Here is a 20,278-nt window from a genome sequence, read left to right on the forward strand (position 1 = left end):
CGATGACAAAACCATTGCTTGAAGTTGATGATCTGTGGGTGTCGTTTCCCGGCGCTGACCGCAACATCGATGTTGTTCGCGGCATCAGCTTTTCCATAGGGCGTGAAAAAGTCGGTATTGTAGGCGAATCCGGTTCCGGTAAGTCGATGACTGGGCGCTCGATCCTCAAGCTGACACCAAAGGCGGCACAAATCCGCGCCAAGAGCCTGCGTTTCGGTGAGATCGACCTGCTGTCGGCCAGCGAACGTCAGATGCGCGGTGTACGTGGCAACCGCATTTCGATGATCCTTCAGGACCCGAAATATTCACTCAACCCGCTGATCCGTATCGGTGATCAGATCATGGAAGCCTATCGGCTACACCATCGGGTAAAATCGGCGGCGGCACGACAGAAGACAATTGCCATGCTGGAGGCCGTGCATATACGCGATCCCGAGCGTGTCATGCGTCTGTTCCCGCATGAGATTTCCGGTGGCATGGGCCAGCGTGTGATGATCGCCATGATGCTGATCCCTGAACCGGACATGATTATTGCTGACGAACCGACCTCCGCGCTCGACGTGACTGTGCGGCGTCAGGTTTTGACTGTACTCGATGAATTGGTCAGCCGTTCAGGTACTGGGTTGATGTTCATCAGCCATGACCTCAACCTGGTGGCGGACTTTTGTGACCGGGTACTGGTTATGTATGCGGGGCGCATCATGGAAGATCTGCCGGCCAAGGACCTACACAAGGCCCGTCATCCCTACACGCAGGCGCTTCTGGCAAGTCTTCCTCGGCTGGATCAGCCGGTCGATATGCTGAAGGTGCCCGAACGCGACAATAGCTGGCTCACCGAGCCGACGCTGGTGGGAGAAAACTCATGACACATGCCGCCAACTCTCCATTTGTGGATGTTTCGGACCTTTCCATCAGCTTCGGCAAAGGGCGCAAGCGCGCTACTGTCGTCAGGAAGGTAAAGTTTCATATCGAGCGCGGCGCGGCCTATGGCCTGATCGGTGAATCCGGTTGTGGCAAATCCACGATCCTGCGCGCTCTCGCAGGCCTCATCCCGCACCATCAAGGCAACTTCGTTTTTGATGAACTGAAGATGGGCGGGGAACGCGACAAAGCGTTTTTCCGTCGTGTGCAGATGGTGTTTCAGGACCCCTATGCTTCGCTGCACCCGCGCAAGCAGGTGCACAAGGTGTTGGCGGAATCGCTTGCCATTCACGACATGGATCGCAAAGACGAGCGTATTCGTGACGTATTGCAGGCGGTCGGTCTCGGCCCAAGTTTCCTTTATCGCTATCCTCATGAATTGTCCGGTGGTCAGCGTCAGCGCGTCGCAATAGCGCGTGCGCTTATCATCGAGCCGGATGTGCTTCTTCTGGATGAACCGACATCTGCGCTCGATGTTTCCGTGCAGGCGGAAATTCTCAATCTGCTCAAGGTCCTGCGCCGCGAGCGCAATCTCACCTATCTCATGGTTTCGCACGACCTCGCCGTAGTGGCGCATATCTGCGAGCGTGTCGGGGTCATGCACAAGGGCATCATTCTGGAAGAACTGACGGCGGACGATCTTCGTCATTTGCGCGCCAAGGCTGAATATACGCAGGAATTCCTGCAGGCCAGCGTGGAAGCCGTCGCACATAATCAGGCTAGGGAAATACGGGTATGAACTATCATTCGGCGGCTAATCCGGGACAGAAATGGGAACGTTTGAAGAGTCCTGCCGCGGCGGGTTGGTCGGAAGCTGGACTTCGTGCTGTTGATACTTGCGCGGACCAACAGGAAACCGATGCGTTGATGATCGTCCAAGGTAATAAGATCGTCCACACATATGGTGACATCACACACAAATATCTCTGCCATTCCATTCGCAAGAGTATCCTTGCCGCACTGATGGGGCAGGATGTCGCCGATGGCACCATTGATCTCAGCCTGACGCTGGAACAGCTAGGTATTGATGACAATGAAGGCTTGAGCGAAGTCGAGAAGCAGGCGACGGTTTATGATCTCCTGACTGCGCGTTCCGGCGTCTATCATCCCGCGGGCTACGAGACGCCATGGATGCGGATGATCAAGGAAAAGCGCCATTCCCATGCGCCGGGCACCTTCTGGTGTTACAACAACTGGGATTTCAATGCGCTCGGCACTATTTTCGAGCAGTTGACCGGCAAGACCGTACACCAGGCTTTCGATGAGCGTATCGCAAAGCCGCTCGGGCTTGAGGATTTCAGACTGGATGGTGGCAAGCCGGATGGCTGGCATGATCACTTTACGGAAAGCCGGCACGCCGCCTACCCGTTCCGTCTGTCGACACGTGATCTGGCCCGCTTCGGCCAGCTTTATCTGCGCAATGGCCGATGGAATGGTGCATCCGTTCTACCTGATGGGTGGGGGCAGGAATGTGTGATGCCTTACTCTCATGCTGGTGCACGTGGCGCTTATGGCTATATGTGGTGGCTGGAGCGTGATGGCGTGTTTTTCCCCGGTGTGGTGACGCCGAAAGGCAGTTATGCAGGCTTCGGTGCAGGTGGCCATTTCTGCGTTGTCTTGCCTGCCCTTGACATGGTGATCGTGCATCGCGTGGATACTGACATTGCTGGGCGCCAGCTCAATCGACACAAGTTCGGGCGTCTTTTGAAGCTCATTCTTGACGCATTTCAGGGGTGAAATCATGCCGCGGGAGGAAATGACGGTCGCACTCGCGATAGCTTCGGCATGCGCAAAACCAGTGTTGAGCACCAATGCGCGGAAACTGGCGCGTGACGCCATTTTAGATACCTTGGCCTGTATGGTGGCAGGCCGCGACGACGTCAGCACGCAAAGCGTTGTGAAAGCCTTTGCAGAATTCAGCGCTGGTGGAACTGCTTTGTTGGTTGCGGGAGGAACAGGCAGCCCGATGTTCGCTGCGCTGGTCAATGGTACAGCAGCACATGCGCTCGATTTCGACGATAATTTTCTGCCCGGCATGAGCCATGCTTCGGCGGTGATCGTGCCCGCTATCCTGGCGTTGGCCGATCTAGATGAAACCGCAGGGGGGCGTCTGATCGACGCCTATCTGGCAGGACTGCAGGCGCAGGCGCTGGTAGGCAACGGCCTGGGACAGGCACATTACACAGCTGGCTGGCATGGCACCTCAACGGTGGGGAGTATTGGCACTGCTGTCGCCACGGCTCAAATGCTCGGTCTCGACATCCAGGCGACCGCACAGGCGATTACTATCGCTGCCAGTTTCGCATCCGGCACGAAAGGTCAGTTCGGTACGCTGATCAAGCCGTTTCATGCGGGCATGGCCGCGCGCAATGCCGTTGAGGCTGCATTGCTCGCAAAAGCTGGAATGGAGGCACGGCCCGATATTCTGGAAGGGGAGCAAGGTATTCGTGAGCTATTCGCTGGTGACCCACGTCTCAGCTGGAATATCGAAGATATCCTCATCGACAAGACGCATGTGATTGAAACGGCCGGTGTCATGCCGAAACGGCACCCTTGCTGTGGGTCCACCCATATGATCGTCGACTCATTGCTTGATCTTAAGGAAGAGCACGGGTTTGATGCCGAGGATGTTGTGGCTGTAGATACGTTGGTTGGGATCGCGAACTATCGCAATCTTACCTATAGGCAGCCGGCCGACCAGATGCAGGCACGCTTCTCCATGCAATATTGCGTCGCGCGCGCCCTGCGGCAGGGACATCTAGCACTTGCGGATTTCACCCCAGAGGCTGTGGTTGCTTTCCGGGACGATCCACTGCTCGATGTTATCGCCATGCGAAGTTATTCGATGGAGGAAGAACGGGTATCAGCGGAAAAGCTGCCGCATGTCGCAACCGTTACACTGAAAAACGGACGTGTTTTGCAGGCGTCGCGCAGCTTCGCTGTTGGTACCCTGCAGCAACCTTTCAATGCCGATGATCGGACGCGGAAATTTCTAGATTGTTGTGCGGCGATTCCGGCGGCGGATCAAATCTATTTGGATTTACGCGATCTTGACGATGCAGAGAACCTGAAAGCTGTTGCGGCACTTTTCACGCGGCCTTGATGTTTTAACTCGGCGCAAGACTTCCGGCGTTGTGGCCACTTTTCTGGGAAACCAGTTGTGAGGCGCGGCGCCAGAAGAGTTCCGCCTGCTTGTTCCTGAATTGGGGTGTTCGGTACACGCGGATTTCAATCAACAGATCGGTGTTTGTTTCACCGGCGCGGACCAGCACGCCACGCTTGAGTTCATCATCGACAAGGCTTTCCGGTATCCATGCAACACCATGTCCGGAGACCGCCATTGCCTTGAGCGCAACAGACATTCCGTTTTCGTAAACCGTGTTCAATTCGAAACCATGTTTCTCAAACAACCAGGGTAGTGCGAGGGAAAAGAACGAGTTGCCACGATAGCTGAGGAAGTCGATCGGTAGCGCCTTTTCCTTCAGGCTATGCAAGGCCTGTCCATTCGGCGCAGGAGCGGATACAGGGATGACCCTCTCGGTGCCCAGTGCCAAAAACGGATAACCGCCAAGATCGTCCATCTGCGGAACAGCCGGATGCGCATAAGTCAGGAAGAAGTCGCAATGCCCGCTGACGAGTGTGGAGATATTACCGACGAACGATGAATGCGGATCGGCAAAACGGGCGCGGAATGAAGCCCCAGAAGCTTCAATCTGTGCCATCCAATGCGGGAAGAATGTGAGCGACAGCGTGTTGAGTGTTGCGAAGGAAATGATTTCCCACGTTGCGCTGTAGCCGTCGCTGACACTCTTGCGAGCACTGAGCAGCATTTCGAGAGCATCTTGTGCCCGCGGAAGAAAGCATTCTCCTGCCTTTGTCAGGCATATCGGGTTGGATGAGCGATCGATTAGTGGCAGACCAACCCAGTCTTCCAGTTGCTTGATGCGCTTGCTGAGAGCGGACTGCGTGATATTGCGGTCACCTGCAGCACGGGAGTAGCTCCTGTGTTCCGCGAGGCTGACGAAATCTTCCAGCCATTTTAGTTCCATAGTCTGTACCAATGCATCGGATAAGCGAAAATGATCCCGCCCTGATTTATAACGCGATCCGGCTCCATTGAGTTAGAACCCATCCGATGTTTTCGATCAAACGATAATCTGACTGATAGTGATAAACAGATAGAACTACCCACCTGATTGCCTTTACATCGAGTCGCGTACGCGCTCCCATGCCTTGGTCAAATGGTGTCCCAATACTTCTGACAGTCGGGTTGCGTCGCGGGCTTCCAGCGCCTCGATCATTTCTTGGTGCTCAGATACAGCCGCTGCCCATTTTTCGACCCCTTCGTGGCCGACGAAACGAATCCGTTTCAATCTCGTCTGCAGCATCTGGTGAATGTCAGCCAGCGTGGGGTTCTGGGCAAGGCGAACGATGGCGAGATGAATCTGCTGGTTCAGTTTGTAATATTGCAGTCGGTCAGCATGCTTGTAGCGTTCGATCATTTCATCGTGCAGCGAACGAACCTCGGCGATTTCCTTGTCGGTCGCAAGCTCGCAGGCGAGTTTCCCAGCAAGTTCTTCCAGAGTACGCAGGACGGTGAGCATGTCCCTGACATCAGCTGCACTGAACCGTTTCACAACAGCACCGCGGCTTGGAACAAGCTCGACGAGTCCCTCGCTGGCCAGATACTTGATCGCCTCACGCAGCGGTGTCCGGGACACGCCGAGTTGTTCTCCGAGCTGGCCTTCATGCAGGCGCGTGCCTGGCTCCAGCTGCCCTTCGATAATCATGTCGCGCAGATGGTTGACGAGCATATCGTGCAAGGCAGTGCGGCGGAACGCTTGTGAGCCGTTGTCGGCTTGCCCGGTTTTCTGAATTTCGTCCATCGGCCTTTTTCTCAAAGAGTGGTTTCGAATCCTCATCGCACCAACTGAGGCGAAGATGGCTGGCCAGCTTTCAACCGTCAACATAAAATGCTGCATACAGAATACAAAATGCTTGCGCCGTACGGAGAGCTGTCCTATGAATGCTGTATACAGAATGCAGACGAGGAGGATGCTAATGACCGTTACTGGCGCTGAACCGAGCGTGATCGCGCTTGCAATGGGGGATCCAGCTGGTGTCAGTCCAGAGCTGACAGCCCGTCTGCTCGCTTTGCCAGATGTCAGAAAAGAAGCGCATATCATCGTCTTCGGTGATCGCCGCATTCTGGACGAAGGTGCGTATATCGCAGGTGTTAAACTTGATCTGCAGGATGCCAACCTCGAAAATGCGCCTAACATGCCGGTCGGCAAACACGTCTTCGTTGACTTGAAGAATCTCGATCCGAAGGATGTTGTGCGTAGCGAAGCCACGCTGGTTGGCGGAACTTTCGCAACCCAGAACTTTCGTACCGCACTGAAATTTGCCGATGCTGGACATGCGCAGGCTGTTTGTTTTACGCCGTTCAACAAGCAGGCGATGCGGTTCGCTTATCCGGGTTACGACGACGAAATCCGCTTTGTTGCCGATGTGCTGAGCTTCACAGGCAAGGTGCGTGAGTTCAACGTTCTGGAGAAAGTCTGGAACGCGCGCGTGACTTCGCATATTCCGCTCAAGGATGTAGCCTCGACCCTGACTGTTGAAGGAATTCTCGCCGAGCTGGAACTGGCTTGGGTGTGCCTGAAGAAAGCGGGATACGACAATCCGAAGATTGCAGTGGCCGGGCTCAACCCACATGCCGGTGATGGCGGCAGCTTTGGCATGGAAGAAATCGACATTATTGAGCCTGCTGTAAGGGCAGCGAAGGCCAAGGGTTTCGACGTCGATGGTCCGTTCCCGGCTGACACAGTGTTCCTGCGTGCGCTGAAAGATGATTTTCAGGCGGTGCTGACCATGTATCACGATCAGGGTCAGATCGCGATGAAGCTGATGGGCTTCGACAAAGGTGTGACAATGATGGGCGGATTGCCATTCCCGCTTTGCACGCCGGCCCATGGAACAGCCTACGATATTGCTGGAAAGGGCATCGCCGACGTGGGAGCCACGCGCGAAGCGATCCTGCTCGCGGCACGAATGGCGAAAAGAGCAGCAGCACTTTCAGACGCTGCCTGATTTTCGTCATTTTGACACTATCGGCATGGGGGGAGGCCCATGCCGCTTAACTGGGAGGATAGACCATGAAGAAGTCTTTGCACATTGCCTGCCTGGCAGCAGGAGTGGCAATAATCGCATCATCCGCTCTGGCATTCGAGCCGACACGGCCGGTGGAGTTTGTCGTGACTGCAGGACCGGGCGGCGGCACAGATATTTTCGCGCGTACGATCCAGTCGATCATCGGCAAGTATGACCTGATGAGTGCGCCAATCGTCGTCACAAACAAGGGCAGCGCGGGCGGAGCAGAAGGTTTTGTCTACACTGCCGGCTATAAGGGCGATCCATACAAGCTCGCTTTCGGCACGAACAACGCCTATCTTTTGCCGGTGCGCGCAAAGGTTCCTTATAAATCGGCAGATCTGGTCCCAGTTTCGGCACTGGCTTCGGATGAATTCATTCTTTGGGTCAACGGAAAGTCTGAATTCAAGACAGCCGCAGAGTTCATCGCCAAGGCGAAAGATGATGCGGGCCTGAAGGTTGGCGGCAGCCAGTCCAAGGACGTTGACCAGATTTTGACATCCATGATCAACGATGCCACGGGCTCGAAACTCGGCTACATCCCGTTCAAAAGCGGTGGCGAAGCTGCCGTCCAGCTCGCGGGGGAGCACATTGCTGCCAACGTCAACAATCCCAGCGAGAATCTTGGCCAATGGCAGGCAGGCATGGTGAAGCCGCTTTGCGTTTTCAAGGGCGAAAAGCTCAAAGGTGACGGCAAGATTGCTGGCGATATGGGGTGGAGCGATATCCCAACCTGCAAGGAAGCGGGGATTACAATCGAAAATTACGCCATGCCGCGTACTGTATGGCTTCCTGCGGGCGTTGATCAGGACGTCGTTGATTACTATGCAGGCGTACTCAAGAAGGTTGCCGAAACACCTGAATGGGCGAAGTATCTTGCCGATAGTTCGCAATCTGCCGCCTATATGAGCGGTAATGAACTCTCATCCTTTATCAAGAACGATGAAACAGCGGTAACGGCCGTGCTGAAGCGTGAAGGCTGGCTTGCCAACTGACGTTTCGTGTATTTGTGCAGACGCCGCCGGCGTCTGCACAATTCATTGAAGGAGCTTATCCAATGAGTGACAAAGGCGAGGCCGGAATTTCCCGCTTCATCGTCGAGGGGAGCGTAGCTCTTTTGACGGGTGGGTTGGGAGCGGTGGTCTGTTATGGCTCACTACAGGCTGGTACAGGCTGGACCGAAATGGGGCCGGATGCAGGTTACTTTCCGTTCTACATCGGGCTACTGATCATGTTCGGAAGCGCGGTCAATGTCGTTCTGGCATTTGTAAAACATCGTGGTAGTGGAGAAGTATTCGTTGAACTCTCTCGGTTGAAACCTGTTCTCGGTTTCGCCTTGCCGCTGGTTGCCTTCGCTGCCATATCGACGGTTCTCGGACTATATGTCGGTACCGCGCTCTATATCGCTGCAGCGATGATGTTTCAGGGGCGCTACAAATGGTGGGCTTCATTGCCAGCCGGTATTGCCGTTTCTCTCTTCTTTTTCGTCATTTTTGAAATCGGCTTCAAGGTTCCGCTCCTTAAAGGTCCGGTGGAGGCTTTCTTCGGCATTTATTGATACCGGAAAGTCCGATGTCTTGGGAGGAAAGACATGGAAAACTTCAGTCTCCTGATGGATGGCTTCGCCCACATACTCAGTTTCAATCATGTTTTGCTGATGATGCTGGGTGTAACGCTTGGAATTTTGGTTGGTGTCCTGCCGGGATTGGGTGCGCCCAATGGTGTTTCCCTGCTTTTGCCACTGACTTTTACAATGGACCCCATCTCCGCGATCATTCTGTTGTCCTGTATGTATTGGGGGGCATTGTTCGGTGGATCAACCACGTCCATTCTTTTCAATATTCCGGGCGAGCCTTCGTCCGTTGCCACCACTTTTGATGGATATCCGATGGCGAAGGCCGGACATGCGAGCCGCGCCCTGACGCTGGCATTCGTTTCGGCGGGCATCGGCGCGCTGGCTGGTGTGATGATGATTACACTGCTCTCTAGTTGGGTTGCCAATTTCGCCCTGCGATTTTCATCGCCAGAGTATTTCGCTGTTTATTTTCTGGCTTTCGCCAGCTTTATATCCATGGGTGCTCAATCGCCCTTCAAGACGCTCGTTTCCATGATGATCGGTTTTGCCTTTGCCTCGGTGGGCATGGACACTATCTCCGGCAATTTGCGCCTGACATTTGAAATACCGGAACTTATCAAGGGTATCTCCTTTCTGATTGCAGTGATGGGCCTGTTCGGGATCGGCGAACTGCTGCTGACGACGGAGGAGGGGCTGCGTTTTGATGGAATCAAGGCACGGGTGCGCCTCGGTGAGATCGGGCGTACGCTACTGGAGATACCGCGTTACTGGTTCACGCTTGCACGCTCAACGCTGATCGGTATCTGGATGGGCATAACGCCCGCCGGACCAACGGCTGCATCCTTTATGAGCTATGGCGTGGCTCGTCGTTCTGCCCGCGATAAATCGAAGTTCGGCAAGGGGGACCCGCGCGGTATCGTGGCTCCGGAAACCGCTGACCATTCTGCCGGTACATCTGCGCTTCTCCCCATGCTGGCACTTGGTGTTCCGGGTTCGGCTACCGCTGCTGTGATGATGGGCGGCCTAATGATCTGGGGCCTCACTCCCGGCCCGACATTGTTCACGGATCGCCCGGATTTCGTCTGGGGTCTGATTGCATCCATGTATCTCGGCAATATTGTCGCCGTTATTCTGGTCATTGCGACCGTGCCGCTCTACGCATCTATTCTGCGCGTGCCGTTCTCGATCATCGGGCCGATCATTGTCGCGGTCATTTTCTCCGGCGCTTATCAGGTCGCCAACTCGATAACCGACGTCTGGCTGGTGATCGCATTTGGCGTGCTGGGCTATATCTTCAAGAAACTCGACTATCCGCTGGCACCGTTGGTTCTAGCCATGGTTCTCGGAGACAAGGCAGAAGATGCATTCCGTCAGTCGATGATGATGTCCAGCGGTCAGCTTTCGATATTCTGGTCGAATGGCCTGGTTGCATCGCTGATGACGCTCGGCGTCTTCCTGCTTGTTTCACCCGCCATCTTCTGGGGCATTGGCAAACTGCGTAGCCGGAAACCCGAAATTCCCTCCGGTAACGGCAACGTGGCCTGATGTCGATGGATCACGCAAAAGAACAGGAATGTAAGTTGCAACAGACGATTTCCAAATGGACACGCGAAACCTGGCCAATTGCAGCAGCGATGATCCAGTATCCCAATATGCTGCCGGACGGCAGTTCGGTGCAGGATCAGTCGGTGGAAGATTGGGCCCGCACTTTGTCCGATGTTGCGGATGCAGGGTTTACCGAACTTGATCCGACCGACAGCTGGCTGCGACTGGCTGACTTGTCATCGATTCGTCTCAGTGAATTTATGGCGGTCGTCAAATCGCTCGGCTTTACTATTCCTGCAATTTCGACGTCGCGACGCAGCGTGATCGACGCACAACACGGCGACGAATATCTGGCTTATGGTCACAGGGTCATCGACACCGCTAAGGAAATTGGCGCGAGCTGCGTTTCCTTCGGGCTTTTTGAACCGCTGACGGACGCTCAAAAACAGGCATTGTGGTTCTGGACGGTCGATGGTGCTAAGAACCCGGACGATCCGGCTGTGTGGAACAAGGCTGTTGAGCGAATTCGTGAACTCGGTCGCCATGCGGATGAGCTTGGTATAGAGCTGTCGCTTGAAATGTACGAAGATACCTATCTTGGCACTGCGGACAGTTCAGTCCGTTTCGTTGAGGAAGTTGGCCTCGACAATGTCGGGATCAATGCCGATCTTGGCAATCTCATCCGTCTGCACCGTCCGGTCGAACATTGGCAGAAGATGATGGAGAAGGTGGCGCCTTACGCAAAGTTCTGGCACGTCAAGAATTACACCCGTACGGAAGACCCAGCATCCGGTGTGACCGTCACGCATCCAGCTCCCCTTGAAAGCGGGATCATCAATTATCGCACAGCTATCAGGATGGCGCTGGATCACGGTTTTGCCAGCCCCTTCTTATGCGAACATTATGGTGGCGACGGGCTCTCCGTTTCGGCTACAAATCGTGACTACCTGCGCCGCATCCTGCCACGCGGCTAATTACCCAGACCAAGGACTGTTTCAATGACGACGATTTTCGACGCGCCGGAGGAGTTTGCCTCGACCGCTCTTGCCGGGTTTGCCAGTATCTATAACCGCTATGTTCGCCACGTGCGTGGCGGCGTTGTTCGTTCCACAAAGGTGCCTCAAGGTAAAGTTGCTGTGGTTGTCGGAGGTGGCTCGGGTCATTACCCGGCATTTGCTGGTTACGTCGGGCCGGGCTTGGCGGATGCAGCAGTTGCTGGTGACGTATTTGCTTCGCCTTCCACTGCGGCAGTGGCGCGCGTCTGCCGACAGGCGCACAAGGGCGGCGGTATTCTGCTGGGATTCGGCAATTACGCCGGAGACGTTCTTAATTTCGGCGTTGCTGCCGAACGCTTGCGTGCCGAAGGTATTGATGTCCGCATCGTACCCGTAACCGACGATGTGGCTAGCGCTCCGGCTGATATGCATGAGAAGCGGCGCGGCATTGCTGGAGATCTGGTTGTGTTCAAAATCGCGGGTGCCGCTGCCGAAGCCGGTCTGTCACTGGACGAAGTCGAACGGCTGTCACGCCACGCGAACGCGAACACTGTCTCCTTTGGCGTTGCCTTCAAAGGCTGCACCTTGCCGGGCGCACCGCACCCGCTCTTTACGGTACCGGAAGGCCAGATGGCGCTTGGTCTCGGCATTCACGGCGAACCGGGGATCAAGGAGGAGGCGATCCTGCCTGCCTCCGGTCTGGCAAGCCTGCTGGTGGAAAAACTTCTGGCGGAATGTCCAAAAGGAACGCAAAAAGTTGGCGTTATCCTGAATGGCCTCGGTGCGACCAAATACGAAGAACTGTTTGTCCTGTGGACGGCGATTGCATCGCTGCTGGAAAAAGCCGGTCTCGATACTGTAGCACCGGAAGCGGGTGAATTTGTCACCAGCCTTGATATGCAGGGCTGTTCACTGACCCTTCTTTGGCTCGATGACGAACTCGAGCGCTACTGGACCGCAGCTTGCGATACTCCGGTTCTACGTCGCGGCGAAGCGATCGCAGTCGAGCCTGCGAACAATGTCATTGCCAACGAGGATGCAGCCCCCGATTTTGCTAAGGCGGATGAAGCCGGGCGTGCCGGTGGCGTTTGCATTCAGGGAATTTTGCACGCCGTCGCAGACGTGTTGGTCGAGGCTGAAGAAGAACTGGGCCGCATCGATGCCTTCGCCGGCGACGGTGATCACGGTCAGGGCATGCGACGTGGCTCTGCAGCTGCAAAAGATGCAGCTGATCAGGCCGTCAAGGCTGGGGCCGGGACCGCAAGCGTATTGGCTGTTGCAGGCGATGCCTGGGCAGATCGGGCCGGAGGGACCTCCGGAGCTCTGTGGGGGCTTCTGTTGCGCTCGTGGAGTGCGGAGCTCTCCGATAATGGCAACATTGATGATGGTGCAGTCGTTCGCGGTGGCAGGCGCGCGCTTGATGCCGTAACAACCCTCGGCCGCGCGAAACCCGGCGACAAGACATTGGTGGATGCATTTGTGCCTTTCATGGAAACGCTCGAAAACGCATTTGCATCGGGGAAACCACTTGCTGATGCATGGAAACAAGCCGCTGAAGTCGCCAAGGTGGCTGCGGAAGCGACAGCTCCGCTTACTCCGAAACTCGGTCGGGCAAGACCGTTGGCAGAAAAGAGCATTGGCCATCCCGACGCAGGCGCCATTTCACTGGCTCTGGTCGCAGAAATCGTCGGCAAGAAACTGAAAAGCTGAATTGTCAATCAGGCGGGCTGGTTCGAAGCCGGCCCACCTGACAGGCATTAAATGATTGTCTAAATAGCAATCAGGACGGGAGGATCTGGTAGAAATTATCAAGTTTTCCCGGCTTTGAGTGGGCTACCAGCATGACCAGTTTTTCCTGATCGAACACGCGAAACCAATCTTCCCATTCCACGACTTCAAGACCGCCAGCATCCAAGGGTCGTTCGACATCGGCGACGAATTCCGGTTCGAAAACAATTCGCAAAACGGGCACTGCATCGGGGTCTATGGAAGTGCTGACAAAAGCCGGGTTTCCATTGCGAGCGGCCACCCAGTCCCGAATGGCTTCATGCGTATCTAGGGTGATCGTTTCACTCATCGGGAGCATTCCTCTGGTTGCTATCATTAAGGGCATCTTTGGCTCGGCTGGCGGACGAGTCAAATGCAAGCTTTCGTAATGTGCCATGATATTCAGATAGGTCCGCCCAGGTTTCTGAAAAGACACTGCTCCGTTCACTTTCTTCATGAATCTGCAATAGGGGTGAAATCTTTCAGTCCATCCTGTTGACGACGGCTGTGCGTTCATTCATGTCGTAAACCGACTATCTGCTGTTACAGCTTGGAAATCCCCAAAATGACTGAACGTCTCTCTCTCGCACGCGACCGCATCAATGTTCTTCTACTGGAGGGCATCAATCAAACGGCCGTCGATTACTTCAAAGCTTCCGGTTACACCAATGTCACGCATCTGCCGAAGGCGCTGGATAAAGTCGATCTGATTGAAGCGATTTCGTCTGCGCATATCGTCGGAATTCGTTCGCGGACGCAGCTGACTGAAGAGATTTTTGCCGCGGCTAACCGCCTGATTGCAGTGGGTTGCTTCTCGGTTGGAACTAATCAGGTTGAATTGAAAGCTGCCCGCAAGCGCGGCATTCCGGTCTTCAACGCACCATTTTCGAATACCCGTTCGGTCGCAGAACTGGTGATTGGCGAAATCATCATGCTGATGCGCCGGATTTTCCCACGCTCCGTCTCCGCACATGCAGGCGGTTGGGACAAAACGGCAAACGGCAGCCGCGAAGTGCGCGGCAAGACGCTTGGTATCATCGGTTATGGCAATATCGGTTCGCAGGTCGGCAATCTGGCCGAAAGCCTCGGCATGACGGTGCGCTACTTCGATACTTCCGACAAGCTGCAATATGGTAATGTCAAACCGGCTGCGAGCCTCGATGAGCTGCTGAAGATTTCGGATGTCGTCAGCCTGCACGTGCCGTCCAACAAGTCGACTTCGAAGCTGATTACCGAAGCGAAACTGCGCAAGATGAAGAAGGGAGCCTTTCTCATCAACAATGCGCGCGGTACGGTTGTTGATCTGGAGGCTCTGGCGAAGGTTCTGCAGGAAGGTCACCTTGCAGGCGCTGCCATTGACGTGTTCCCGGTTGAACCAGCCTCCAACAACGACAGGTTTGTCTCCCCGATTCAGGGGCTGGAGAACGTCATTCTCACACCGCACATCGGCGGATCGACAGAAGAAGCGCAGGAACGTATCGGTTTGGAAGTCACCAGAAAACTGGTCGAATATTCTGATGTCGGTTCCACGCTGGGCGCTGTCAACTTCCCGCAAGTCCAACTGCCGCCGCGTCCCACGGGTACGCGCTTCATGCACGTGCATGAAAACCGCCCGGGCATCCTCAACAGCCTCGTGAATGTTTTCTCGACGCATAACATCAACATCGCCAGTCAGTTTCTGCAAACCGATGGCGAAGTGGGTTATCTTGTGATGGAAGCAGACGGCGTCGGTGAGGCCAGCGAAACGGTTCTGCAAGCCATTCGCGAAATTCCCGGCACGATCCGGGCCCGTCTGCTCTATTGAGTGTATTTCGCAGCGCCAACTATCTCTGGCGCTGCGATTTCTCAAAACGTTTGATGAGGCGGTCTCGACGCAATCGCGAGAGGCGCTGAATCCAGAAAATACCGTCGAGCTGGTCTATTTCGTGCTGATGGCAAACGGCGAGCAAGCCTTCCGATTCCTCGGTTTGCTCGGTGCCACTCAGGTCTTGATGGCGAATTTTGATGCGGGCGTGGCGCTCGACGTCGTCGACTACGCCCGGCATCGAAACGCTACCTTCCTGATGATGGATTTTTTCGTCCGAAGCCCAGACTATTTCCGGATTCACATAGAATTTCGGGCTTGGCTCGGTCGGTAGTTCTAAAACCACCAAACGTTTCGATATGCCGACATGTGGCGCGGTGATACCGATGCCCGGTGCTGCGCGCATCGTATCGAGAAGATCGGTGCCTAATTCCTGCAAAGCGCTGTCGAACAGGGTGATCGGCTCGGCAATAGCGCGCAGTCGTTTATCCGGATAGCATACAATCGGGCGAACAGTCATCGGACCTCACATTCTGCACGCGGATAGACCTCGTATCCGCACACGATCTTTTGGCCGATTTTCACTGTGACTTGCAAACACTATCGCAGGTGACCGTCACAATCCTCGCGCTATAACGAGACGCTGTACGTCGCTGGTGCCTTCGTAAATCTGGCACACGCGAACATCGCGATAAATGCGCTCAACCGGATAATCAGCAAGGTAACCGTAGCCGCCATGAATCTGGATCGCGGCGGAGCAGACCTGTTCTGCCATTTCGGAGGCGACGAGTTTGGCCATTGATGCTTCGGTCAAGCAGGGTTTGCCCGCCTCGCGCAGCGCAGCTGCATGGAGAACCATCTGACGGGCTGTCTCAATCTTCGTTGCCATGTCGGCGAGTCTGAAAGCGACGGCCTGATGCTCGATAATCGGCTTACCGAATGTAATGCGCTCTTTGGCGTAAGCGCATGCAGCTTCGAACGCTGCGCGAGCCATACCGACTGATTGTGCCGCAATGCCGATGCGTCCGCCTTCCAGATTGGCAAGCGCGATTTTGTAGCCCTGGCCCTCATCGCCCAGTCGGTTCTCTACTGGGATGCGCATGTTGGTGAAAGCGAGCGCACAGGTATCCGACGAATGCTGGCCGAGCTTGTGTTCCACGGAAACAACTTCGTAGCCCGGAGTATCGGTCGGCACGATGAAAGCCGAAATGCCTTTCTTGCCTGCCGATGGATCGGTGATGGCAAAAGCGATCACCACGCTGCCATTCTTGCCCGATGTGATGAACTGCTTGGAACCGTCGATCACGTAATGATCGCCGTCGCGGCGTGCACGGGTTTTAAGCGCAGACGCATCCGAGCCGGCCTGTGGTTCGGTCAACGCGAACCCGCCGATCCATTCACCGGCTGCCATCTTGGGCAAAAAACGCTTTTTCTGTTCTTCGGTGCCGAAACGCAGGATCGGAACGCAGCCGACGGATGAATGGACCGAAACGATGGTCGAACATGCCCCATCGCCCGCAGCAATCTCTTCCAGCGCCAGAGCGTAGGCAACCGTACCGAGATTGGAACCACCCCATTCTTCCGGCACCAGCATTCCGAGAAAACCAAGCTCGCCCATTTCGGCGAGCTCCGCGCGTGGAAAAGCGTGCTCCCTGTCACGTGCGGCGGCACCCGGCGCGAGCCGTTCCTGCACGAACTGCCGAGCGGCATCGCGAATCTGCTCCTGCGTATCGCTCAAGAGCATCAGACGATCCTCTCGATACCAACCGCAGTCGCTTCGCCGCCGCCCAGACAGATGCCAGCAACACCGCGCTTCAGACCATGGGTTTCAAGGGCTGAAAGCAGGGTGACAAGTATGCGCGCCCCTGACGCGCCGATGGGATGGCCAAGGGCGCAAGCGCCACCATGAATGTTGACTTTGTCGTGCGGTAGATCAAGATCACGCATGGCCGCCATGGTTACCACCGCAAAAGCTTCATTGATCTCAAAGAGATCGACATCTTTCAGGTTCCAGCCGATTTTCGCTGAAAGCTTGTTTATGGCGCCGATCGGGGCGGTCGGGTAGAGATTCGGCTTGTCGGCATGGGTCGCATGGCCGACCAGAACCGCACGTGGGGTGAGGCCGCGCTTTTCCGCTTCGGAAGCGCGCATGAGGACAAGGGCTGCCGCCCCGTCCGAAATCGAGGAGGAGTTGGCAGCCGTCACGGTGCCGCCGTCACGAAATGCCGGGCGAAGGGTGGGAATTTTGTCCAGTTTCGCCTTGCCGGGCTGCTCATCAATGGAAATTTCAACTTCACTACGTCCAGCTTTCACTGAAACGGGGGTAATTTCGGCGGCGAAAAGGCCGTTCGTGATAGCATTCTGCGCACGTGTCAGAGAGGCAATGGCGAACTCATCCTGAGCTTCGCGAGTAAACTGGTAGGCTTCCGCGCAGTCTTCGGCAAAGGTGCCCATCAGACGACCTTTGTCATAGGCATCTTCAAGCCCATCGAGGAACATATGGTCGATAATCTGGCCGTGTCCCATACGATACCCACCACGTGCCTTTGGCAGCAGATAGGGGGAGTTCGTCATGCTCTCCATGCCGCCGGACACGATGACATCGGCAGAACCTGCCAGCAGCAGATCGTGCGCCAGCATGGTTGCCTTCATGCCTGAGCCGCACATCTTGTTGACCGTCGTTGCGCCGGTGGAAACAGGTATCCCGGCCTTGATCGAAGCCTGACGCGCCGGAGCCTGTCCCTGACCCGCAGGCAGGACGCAGCCCATATAGACATCCTCTACTGCTTCCGGTGCAAGACCCGCGCCCGCAAGTGCGCCGCGAATGGCGGCGGCACCAAGATCGGTCGCCTGGGCGTTGGCAAAATCGCCCTGAAAGCCGCCCATGGGAGTACGCGAAGCACCGACAATGACAATAGGATCGCTGTTGGACATGATTGTTCCTCGTTACTTTGCTGCCATGCGAAGTGCGCCATCCAGACGGATGACTTCACCGTTGAGCATCTGGTTTTCCACGATGTGGCGGGCAAGAGCCGCATATTCGTCCGGGCGACCGAGGCGAGGCGGGAAAGGCACTGAAGCGCCGAGGGCATCCTGCACTTCCTGCGGCATGCCCGCCATCATCGGCGTGGCGAAAATTCCAGGCGCAATGGTCATGACGCGGATGCCATATCGCGCAAGCTCGCGCGCCACAGGCAAGGTCATGGCAGCAACGCCGCCCTTGGAAGCGGAATAGGCAGCTTGCCCAATCTGGCCGTCAAAGGCTGCAACCGACGCCGTGTTGATGATGACGCCACGTTCTCCGCCTTCACCGGGCTCGTTCTTTGCCATAGCTTCGGCAGCAAGGCGCAGCATGTTGAATGTGCCAACCAGATTGATCGAAATTGCGCGCGTGAAGCTTTCCAGCTTATGTGCGCCGTCGCGACCGAGAACTTTTTCGCCCGGTGCCACACCCGCACAATTGATGAGTATATCGACGTGCCCGAAAGCCTCAAGCGCAGCCGCGATGGCAGCCTTGCCATCCGCATCGCTGGTGACGTCGGTGCGATGAAAGTTCGCCGCCGAACCAAGCGTCTTGGCCTGCGCTTCGCCAGCTTCCGCATTTACATCGAGAAGCATGACTTTGCCACCGGCATTGACGGCCATTTTCGCAACTGCTGCACCGAGGCCAGAGCTTGCGCCAGTAATCAGAAATACCCGATCCTTAATCTGCATATTCTTGTCCTCAAGCCTTCGTCTGTTGCTGTTTGTCGATTTCCGCCTTGCGCAGGAGGAAACGTTGGATTTTTCCGCTTGGTGTCTTGGGAAGCTCGTTCACGAAATCGATTTCACGCGGATAGGAATGGGCGGAAAGCCGCTTCTTCACGTGCAACGCCAGCTCATCCTTCAGTTCATGCGTACCTTCGACACCGGGTGCAAGGATAACGAATGCCTTCACAATTTCCGTTCGTTGCGGGTCAGGTACGCCGACGACCGCTGCTTCGTTGACGGCTGCGTGTTCAAGAAGGGCGCTTTCGACATCGAAGGGTCCAATGCGATAACCTGATGATGTTATAACGTCATCGGCACGGCCTATGAAGCTGATCGAACCATCCGACTCGAATTCCACTGTATCTCCGGTGCGATAGTAACCGTCCGCAATGGCTGGTGTTTCCTGCTTGTAATAGCCGGAAAACCAGAGAAGCGGCGATTTTGCAGTATCGACAGCAAGAATGCCGGGCTGATTAGGACCGAGCTCATTGCTCTGTTCATCCAGAACGGCAATGCGATAGCCGGGCATTGCATGGCCAGCCGAACCGTGTCGAACGGAATGTTCAAGGCCGTGATGATTATTCACCACCATGCCGAGTTCGGTCTGGCCGTAATGATCGTAAATCGGTGCGCCAAGATATGCGTCGAACCAGCGAATGACTTCCGGGTTAAGCGGTTCTCCGGCGCTCGACACCACACGCAGGCGACCTTTGGCACGTTTCGCAGCTTCCGGTCCCTCGGCCATTAACAGACGGAAGGCAGTAGGCGAACCGGCAAGGCTGGTGACGCCAAGACGCTCAATGATGTCGTAGGTGCTTTCGGCGGTGAAACCACCTTCGTAAAGCGTGGTTGCCATGCCAAGCTGCAACGGACCAGTCACAGCATAGTAAAGGCCATAGGCCCAGCCCGGATCGGCAATGTTCCAGAAGATATCGTCGGAACGCAGACCGATGGCTTCGCGCATATAGGCACCGAACGCCAATAGCGCATAAAGCGGGACCGGTACGCCTTTGGGCAGGCCAGCGGTGCCGGAAGTCGACATCATCATGAACAGATCGCTGCCCTTGCGAAGCACCGGCGCGCAGTCAACTGAAGCAGAAGCCGCTGCCGCGCGAAAATCGATGTCGCCGGCTGGCAAGTCTTCGCCGGGTGCCAGCACGATTGCGACTTTGGAGCAGTTTTCAACTTCTGTCAGCTTGGAGCGGTTAGCCGTGTTGGTGACGACCAGTTTTGCGCCGCTGGTTTTCAGGCGGTGTTCGATTGCTTTTGGGCCGAAAGCGGTGAAAAGCGGCTGATAAATAGCGCCGATACGCCATGCGCCGAGAATGGTTGCAATGAGTTCTGGTGTGCGCGGCAACAGGCCGGCGACCACGTCACCAGCGCCGACACCTGCATCTTTCAGTACATTGCCGACACGAGCGGCCATATCGCGCAGGTTCTCGAAGGTAAATTCGGAAAGTTCGCCATTGGCTGCAATCGCGCGCAGGGCTACGCGATTATCACCCGTATGCCGGTCGCAGCATTCAATACAGGCATTCATGCCTGTTTCAGGATTGCCGTGAAGCTTTGCAATGGCATCTTCGATGCGAAATTGCGCGACGGCATCATCATAACGCATCAATCGCGCTGAAACGGACGTTTCAGTCATCCAGTATAACCTCCCTGACCGCCACCTCCTCGTGGCCAACCATGCCTAAAGGTTAACGCGTCACGCATTGCAAACAATGACATTAGATGCATTAATGTGTGATCGATTTTGCAACATAG

General features: G+C 55.7%; 19 protein-coding genes. 11 read left to right on the forward strand and 8 right to left on the reverse strand.

Annotated elements, in window-relative coordinates:
• Window positions 1–2 precede the first annotated feature (2 nt).
• Genes CES86_RS18675 through CES86_RS18690 form a run of 4 tightly spaced genes read left to right on the forward strand, consistent with a single transcriptional unit; the run spans window position 3 to window position 4,024 of the window.
• Window positions 3–866, forward strand: a complete 864-nt coding sequence (locus CES86_RS18675) for an ABC transporter ATP-binding protein (RefSeq protein WP_029929888.1) — start codon at window positions 3–5, stop codon at window positions 864–866.
• Window positions 863–1,660 (forward strand): ABC transporter ATP-binding protein, encoded by a 798-nt coding sequence (locus CES86_RS18680; RefSeq protein WP_029929890.1) that lies wholly within the window; start codon window positions 863–865, stop codon window positions 1,658–1,660. The genes CES86_RS18675 and CES86_RS18680 overlap by 4 nt, the downstream gene beginning before the upstream one ends.
• Complete coding sequence (locus CES86_RS18685; RefSeq protein ID WP_029929892.1) at window positions 1,657–2,658, forward strand: serine hydrolase domain-containing protein; 1,002 nt, start codon at window positions 1,657–1,659, stop codon at window positions 2,656–2,658. Before CES86_RS18680 ends, CES86_RS18685 begins: the two co-directional genes overlap by 4 nt.
• Before the next feature lie 19 nt (window positions 2,659–2,677).
• The gene (locus CES86_RS18690) at window positions 2,678–4,024 is read left to right on the forward strand and encodes an MmgE/PrpD family protein (protein WP_029929894.1); all 1,347 of its coding nucleotides are present in this window, start codon (window positions 2,678–2,680) and stop codon (window positions 4,022–4,024) included.
• A 4-nt stretch (window positions 4,025–4,028) separates the two neighbouring features.
• On the opposite strand, the gene CES86_RS18695 is transcribed toward CES86_RS18690, so the two are convergent.
• Together CES86_RS18695 and CES86_RS18700 are read right to left on the reverse strand one after the other, a co-directional pair.
• Window positions 4,029–4,970, reverse strand: coding sequence for a LysR family transcriptional regulator (locus CES86_RS18695; RefSeq protein ID WP_029929896.1), 942 nt, complete (start codon window positions 4,968–4,970; stop codon window positions 4,029–4,031).
• Window positions 4,971–5,123: 153 nt separating this feature from the next.
• Complete coding sequence (locus CES86_RS18700) at window positions 5,124–5,807, reverse strand: GntR family transcriptional regulator (protein ID WP_029929899.1); 684 nt, start codon at window positions 5,805–5,807, stop codon at window positions 5,124–5,126.
• 175 nt (window positions 5,808–5,982) lie between these two features.
• Here CES86_RS18700 and CES86_RS18705 point away from each other — a divergent pair, with 175 nt between their 5' ends.
• The 6 genes from CES86_RS18705 to CES86_RS18730 all read left to right on the forward strand — a co-directional run bounded on the left by CES86_RS18705 (window position 5,983) and on the right by CES86_RS18730 (window position 12,900).
• Window positions 5,983–7,014, forward strand: a complete 1,032-nt coding sequence (locus CES86_RS18705; RefSeq protein WP_036589210.1) for a 4-hydroxythreonine-4-phosphate dehydrogenase PdxA — start codon at window positions 5,983–5,985, stop codon at window positions 7,012–7,014.
• Window positions 7,015–7,079: 65 nt separating this feature from the next.
• Window positions 7,080–8,069: a Bug family tripartite tricarboxylate transporter substrate binding protein gene (locus tag CES86_RS18710; RefSeq protein WP_010661730.1), complete on the forward strand. Its 990-nt coding sequence runs from the start codon at window positions 7,080–7,082 to the stop codon at window positions 8,067–8,069.
• Window positions 8,070–8,131: 62 nt separating this feature from the next.
• Window positions 8,132–8,632, forward strand: coding sequence for a tripartite tricarboxylate transporter TctB family protein (locus CES86_RS18715; RefSeq protein WP_029929903.1), 501 nt, complete (start codon window positions 8,132–8,134; stop codon window positions 8,630–8,632).
• Window positions 8,633–8,665: 33 nt separating this feature from the next.
• A complete protein-coding gene (locus tag CES86_RS18720; RefSeq protein ID WP_029929905.1) occupies window positions 8,666–10,195 on the forward strand; it encodes a tripartite tricarboxylate transporter permease in 1,530 nt (509 codons plus the stop codon).
• The gene (locus CES86_RS18725; protein ID WP_010661733.1) at window positions 10,195–11,169 is read left to right on the forward strand and encodes a sugar phosphate isomerase/epimerase family protein; all 975 of its coding nucleotides are present in this window, start codon (window positions 10,195–10,197) and stop codon (window positions 11,167–11,169) included. Before CES86_RS18720 ends, CES86_RS18725 begins: the two co-directional genes overlap by 1 nt.
• A 24-nt stretch (window positions 11,170–11,193) precedes the next feature.
• The gene (locus tag CES86_RS18730; RefSeq protein WP_029929909.1) at window positions 11,194–12,900 is read left to right on the forward strand and encodes a dihydroxyacetone kinase family protein; all 1,707 of its coding nucleotides are present in this window, start codon (window positions 11,194–11,196) and stop codon (window positions 12,898–12,900) included.
• Window positions 12,901–12,970: 70 nt separating this feature from the next.
• On the opposite strand, the gene CES86_RS18735 is transcribed toward CES86_RS18730, so the two are convergent.
• Window positions 12,971–13,267, reverse strand: coding sequence for a hypothetical protein (locus CES86_RS18735; protein ID WP_010661735.1), 297 nt, complete (start codon window positions 13,265–13,267; stop codon window positions 12,971–12,973).
• 255 nt (window positions 13,268–13,522) lie between these two features.
• Here CES86_RS18735 and serA point away from each other — a divergent pair, with 255 nt between their 5' ends.
• The gene (gene serA, locus CES86_RS18740; RefSeq protein WP_029929911.1) at window positions 13,523–14,761 is read left to right on the forward strand and encodes a phosphoglycerate dehydrogenase; all 1,239 of its coding nucleotides are present in this window, start codon (window positions 13,523–13,525) and stop codon (window positions 14,759–14,761) included.
• A gap of 19 nt (window positions 14,762–14,780) precedes the next feature.
• On the opposite strand, the gene CES86_RS18745 is transcribed toward serA, so the two are convergent.
• The 5 genes from CES86_RS18745 to CES86_RS18765 all read right to left on the reverse strand — a co-directional run bounded on the left by CES86_RS18745 (window position 14,781) and on the right by CES86_RS18765 (window position 20,159).
• Entirely contained in the window at window positions 14,781–15,281 is a 501-nt protein-coding gene (locus CES86_RS18745; protein ID WP_010661737.1) for a peptide deformylase, read from the reverse strand.
• A 96-nt stretch (window positions 15,282–15,377) separates the two neighbouring features.
• Window positions 15,378–16,505 carry an acyl-CoA dehydrogenase family protein gene (locus tag CES86_RS18750; RefSeq protein ID WP_010661738.1) on the reverse strand — a complete coding sequence of 376 codons (1,128 nt, stop codon included), beginning with the start codon at window positions 16,503–16,505 and terminating at the stop codon, window positions 15,378–15,380.
• Window positions 16,505–17,695, reverse strand: coding sequence for an acetyl-CoA C-acyltransferase (locus tag CES86_RS18755; RefSeq protein WP_029929912.1), 1,191 nt, complete (start codon window positions 17,693–17,695; stop codon window positions 16,505–16,507). The genes CES86_RS18750 and CES86_RS18755 overlap by 1 nt, the downstream gene beginning before the upstream one ends.
• Window positions 17,696–17,707: 12 nt before the next feature.
• Window positions 17,708–18,475: a 3-hydroxyacyl-CoA dehydrogenase gene (locus CES86_RS18760; RefSeq protein ID WP_029929914.1), complete on the reverse strand. Its 768-nt coding sequence runs from the start codon at window positions 18,473–18,475 to the stop codon at window positions 17,708–17,710.
• 10 nt (window positions 18,476–18,485) lie between these two features.
• Window positions 18,486–20,159, reverse strand: a complete 1,674-nt coding sequence (locus tag CES86_RS18765; RefSeq protein ID WP_094515063.1) for an acyl-CoA synthetase — start codon at window positions 20,157–20,159, stop codon at window positions 18,486–18,488.
• Between the last annotated feature and the right edge of the window lie 119 nt (window positions 20,160–20,278).

It is taken from the genome of Brucella lupini, from assembly GCF_002252535.1.
Classification (GTDB): domain Bacteria; phylum Pseudomonadota; class Alphaproteobacteria; order Rhizobiales; family Rhizobiaceae; genus Brucella; species Brucella anthropi.

What these genes read in the sequence shown, in the direction of transcription:
- CES86_RS18675 (WP_029929888.1), top strand. Translation starts at nt 3, where the DNA reads ATGACAAAACCATTGCTTGAAGTTGATGATCTGTGGGTGTCGTTTCCC.
- CES86_RS18680 (WP_029929890.1), top strand. Translation starts at nt 863, where the DNA reads ATGACACATGCCGCCAACTCTCCATTTGTGGATGTTTCGGACCTTTCC.
- CES86_RS18685 (WP_029929892.1), top strand. Translation starts at nt 1,657, where the DNA reads ATGAACTATCATTCGGCGGCTAATCCGGGACAGAAATGGGAACGTTTG.
- CES86_RS18690 (WP_029929894.1), top strand. Translation starts at nt 2,678, where the DNA reads ATGACGGTCGCACTCGCGATAGCTTCGGCATGCGCAAAACCAGTGTTG.
- CES86_RS18695 (WP_029929896.1), bottom strand. Translation starts at nt 4,970, where the DNA reads ATGGAACTAAAATGGCTGGAAGATTTCGTCAGCCTCGCGGAACACAGG.
- CES86_RS18700 (WP_029929899.1), bottom strand. Translation starts at nt 5,807, where the DNA reads ATGGACGAAATTCAGAAAACCGGGCAAGCCGACAACGGCTCACAAGCG.
- CES86_RS18705 (WP_036589210.1), top strand. Translation starts at nt 5,983, where the DNA reads ATGACCGTTACTGGCGCTGAACCGAGCGTGATCGCGCTTGCAATGGGG.
- CES86_RS18710 (WP_010661730.1), top strand. Translation starts at nt 7,080, where the DNA reads ATGAAGAAGTCTTTGCACATTGCCTGCCTGGCAGCAGGAGTGGCAATA.
- CES86_RS18715 (WP_029929903.1), top strand. Translation starts at nt 8,132, where the DNA reads ATGAGTGACAAAGGCGAGGCCGGAATTTCCCGCTTCATCGTCGAGGGG.
- CES86_RS18720 (WP_029929905.1), top strand. Translation starts at nt 8,666, where the DNA reads ATGGAAAACTTCAGTCTCCTGATGGATGGCTTCGCCCACATACTCAGT.
- CES86_RS18725 (WP_010661733.1), top strand. Translation starts at nt 10,195, where the DNA reads ATGTCGATGGATCACGCAAAAGAACAGGAATGTAAGTTGCAACAGACG.
- CES86_RS18730 (WP_029929909.1), top strand. Translation starts at nt 11,194, where the DNA reads ATGACGACGATTTTCGACGCGCCGGAGGAGTTTGCCTCGACCGCTCTT.
- CES86_RS18735 (WP_010661735.1), bottom strand. Translation starts at nt 13,267, where the DNA reads ATGAGTGAAACGATCACCCTAGATACGCATGAAGCCATTCGGGACTGG.
- serA (WP_029929911.1), top strand. Translation starts at nt 13,523, where the DNA reads ATGACTGAACGTCTCTCTCTCGCACGCGACCGCATCAATGTTCTTCTA.
- CES86_RS18745 (WP_010661737.1), bottom strand. Translation starts at nt 15,281, where the DNA reads ATGACTGTTCGCCCGATTGTATGCTATCCGGATAAACGACTGCGCGCT.
- CES86_RS18750 (WP_010661738.1), bottom strand. Translation starts at nt 16,505, where the DNA reads ATGCTCTTGAGCGATACGCAGGAGCAGATTCGCGATGCCGCTCGGCAG.
- CES86_RS18755 (WP_029929912.1), bottom strand. Translation starts at nt 17,695, where the DNA reads ATGTCCAACAGCGATCCTATTGTCATTGTCGGTGCTTCGCGTACTCCC.
- CES86_RS18760 (WP_029929914.1), bottom strand. Translation starts at nt 18,475, where the DNA reads ATGCAGATTAAGGATCGGGTATTTCTGATTACTGGCGCAAGCTCTGGC.
- CES86_RS18765 (WP_094515063.1), bottom strand. Translation starts at nt 20,159, where the DNA reads ATGACTGAAACGTCCGTTTCAGCGCGATTGATGCGTTATGATGATGCC.